The following is a 3,136-nucleotide window of genomic DNA, read 5'->3' as shown; positions in this document are numbered from 1 at the left end:
GCCTCCACTTCGGCGGGCGAGGCCCCCGAGGCGGCGGCCGCCTCCTCCACGGTTACCAGCAGGTAGCCGTCCTCCCTCAGGTTGCCGATGAGGGTCCGGGCGATCTCCCGCTCCTTCTCTGTGAGGCGGCTCAGGCCCACCTGCCACTCGAGGTGTTCGGCGAGGCTCTCCGGGACGCTCAGGTACCGTTCGGCGTCGGGGGCGTCCTCGGGCACCTCCACCGAGACGCCCCGGTACTTCATGGTGGTCTCGAGGTAGTCCTGGAAATAGGACTCGACGTCGATCTTCTCCTCGAAGGTGTCCATGGGGTCCCGCTCGGAGGTCTCCGCCGGGGCCGGCTCGCCCTGGGGCGGAAGGGCGGGCTCTTCCACGGTGGTGGACTCCTCCAGCACGGGATTGGTCTGGAGTTCCTGGCTCACCTCCGTCAGGAGCTCGAGGCGCGTGAGCTGGAGCAGACGGATGGCCTGCTGAAGCGAGGGCGTCAGCACCATCTTCTGTTGCAGCTTCAGGGCGAGCTTCTGCTGAAGGGGCATCTCTCAGTCCAGAGTAAATCCCTCTCCCAGGTACACGCGCCGCACGTCGGGATCGTTCGCCAGGTCCCCGGGAGATCCGTGGCGGAAGATGGCTCCGTCGCTAATGATATAGGCCTCATCCGTGATTTTCAACGTTTCCCGCACGTTGTGGTCGGAGACCACGACGCCGATTCCGCGCCCGCGCAGGTGGAGAACGATGCCCTGGATGTCGGCCACCGCGATGGGGTCGATGCCGGCGAAGGGCTCGTCCAGAAGGAAGAACCGGGGCGAGAGCACCAGGGCCCTCGCGATCTCGGCCCGCCGGCGCTCCCCGCCCGACAGGGTGTAGGCCGGGGAGCGCGCCAGGCGCGTGATGTTCAGCTCCGACAGGGCCTCGTCCACGCGGCTCCGGCGCTGCGCCGGGGGCAGGTCCGTGAACTCCAGAATCCCCAGGAGGTTCTCTTCGACGGTGAGCTTCCGGAAAATGGAGGGCTCCTGGGGGAGATAGGCGATGCCCATCCGGGCGCGCTGGTACATGGGGGTCTCGGAGATGCGCTCCCCGTCCAGGAAGATGTCCCCAGAGGTGGGCGGCACGAGGCCCACGACCATGTAGAAGGTGGTGGTCTTTCCCGCGCCGTTGGGGCCCAGGAGCCCCACCACCCGGCCCGAGGCGAATTCGAGGTCCACGCCCTTCACCACCGTCCGGCGCCCGTACATCTTCGTCAGGCCCCGGGTGGCCAGTTCGTGGCGGTCTGGGTCGGTCACCGTGCACCTCCGTCCTTGGGGGGCGCCTTCGGGCCCCGGGCCGGCGGGGGCGTGCCCCCCAGGCTCCCCCGGGCCACCGCGGCCTCTCCGGGCAGGACCTCCAGGTACCGCGGCCCGAAAGCCACCACGGCCCCCACCGCCGTCCGCTTCGGGTCCTTCTGGCGGACGCGGGCGAAGGCCCGGTCCCCGTACGCCCGTCCCATCCGGGTGGCGGGGTCGAATTCGAGTCGGTCCGAGGTCCCCTCCTGGTTCGGGCCCTCGAAGCGGCAGTCTCCCTCGGCCTCGTACTTCACGGGCCGGTTTCCGGCGTCCAGGCGGGCCACCAGAGCGCCCGCCGTGATCCAGTACCCCCGGCCCTCGGCCCTCGCCCCGTCCCGCGCTTCGGCGAGGCGTGCCTTCCCCCGGTAGGAAAGGAGGGGCGCCCGCACGGTCTGGACCTGGCCCTCCGCGTCCTCGAACCGCGCCTCTCCATCCGTCGCCAGGGCCGTGTCGGCGTCGGCCAGACGAATGTGGGGCGCTTCGAGACGGAGCCCGCCGCGTTCGGCGCGGGCCCTCCCGTGGAGGACGGCGGGGTACCCGCCGGGGCCCGCGAGGGCCTCATCGGCCTGGAAGACCACCTCCGGCCGCCCCTCCGCGGCGAACCGGCGCCCCCGGGCCCTTCCCGAGGCCGCCACCGAGCCGTCCCCGGCGAAGGTGATGCGGTCGGCCTTCAGCTCCTCGCCCTCTCGCCGGGACTCGGCGTTCCCCACCAGGGTCCAGTCGGCGCCCCGCATCTCGGCGGCGTCGGCGGAGAAGGTTCCGGCCTCGTCGCGGCCCCGAACGGGGCCTTCGAAGCGGCCCTCGGCCTCACGCCCGCCCCCGAAGCGCCCCGTCCCCGAGGCGGCCTCGGCCGTGCCGGCCCCCCTGTGAAGGGTCAGGGCCCCGGGCGCCTCCCAGGCCCAGGCGCCCGCTGAGACCGGGGTCATGCGAAGGCGGTCCGTGCGGACCGTCGCGGGTGGGTCTTCCGAGAGGGACACCTCGGCGTCTCCATCGAGGAGCACCCGCTCCACCTTCCCACCGGCCCCCGTCTCCGCCGTGGCCGAGCGGGCCGAAAAGGAGCCCTTGGGCCCCCGCCCCGTGGCGGGCGTCAGGAGCGTGAGGGAGCGGAGGCGGTTTGCCTCGTCCAGCAGGATCTTGCCCTCGGGGGCCTCCACCGTCCCCTCGGGTCCCTCCGCCCGGACGGGACCCTGAAGGGCCCCCGCGTGGGCGGCCAGGTCGAAATCCGCGGCCACGCAGCGCAGGGCGGAACCGCCCGAATCCAGCCGGACGGACCCCTCCAGATGGGCCCGCTGGGACCGGCGGTGGTACCTCAACAAGTCGCAGGAACCCGACGCCGCCCCCCGGCCGAAGGTGACCGGGCCCTCGGACACCATCTCGCCCTCGGGCGTCAGGCGGAAGCCCGCCGCCTCGGCGTGGAGGTCCTTTCCGTCGGAAAGGCGGGCGTCCTCCCAGATCCGGATCATCTGCCGGCCGGGGTCGTACTCGCCCCGCCGGGCCCAGGCGCGCCCGCGCCCGGGGAAGACGATCACGGGGGCCGTCAGGAGCTTCTTCCCGTCGGGGGCCTGGGTCACCACGTCGGCCGTCAGTTCGTACTCCACCGCCCCCCCGGTTTCCTGCACGTGGCGGAAGCCCCGCGCGCTGAGGCTCCCCTCCGACCCCTTCTGCAGGACCTCGGGCTGGACGGGGGCCGGCACCTCCATGCGCGGCCGGAAGCGCAGGACGAGAACGAGGAGGAACAGGACGAAGGCCGAGGAGAAGAGGGTCTGGAGAAGCCGCTTGCGGGTCACCGCCCCGCTCCGGGAGGGAGGCGGGGGGCCGCG

3 protein-coding genes are annotated in these 3,136 nt (G+C 72.5%); all 3 read right to left on the bottom strand.

The features are described 5' to 3' along the window. The coding region (locus tag AB1824_13405) for an RNA polymerase sigma-54 factor (protein MEW5765958.1) at positions 1-533 on the bottom strand (533 nt) is incomplete at its 3' end. Between the two features lie 3 nt (positions 534-536). Further along, positions 537-1,277, bottom strand: coding sequence for an LPS export ABC transporter ATP-binding protein (gene lptB, locus AB1824_13400; protein ID MEW5765957.1), 741 nt, complete (start codon positions 1,275-1,277; stop codon positions 537-539). Continuing rightward, positions 1,274-3,136 (bottom strand): hypothetical protein (locus AB1824_13395; protein MEW5765956.1); only part of this gene is annotated, 1,863 nt, incomplete at its 5' end. The genes AB1824_13395 and lptB, both read right to left, overlap by 4 nt.

This window comes from Acidobacteriota bacterium (assembly GCA_040752915.1).
GTDB lineage: Bacteria > Acidobacteriota > UBA4820 > UBA4820 > DSQY01 > JBFLVU01.
The sequence above is the reverse complement of the archived record's forward strand: the minus strand, read 5'-3'. Positions and strand labels throughout refer to the sequence as shown.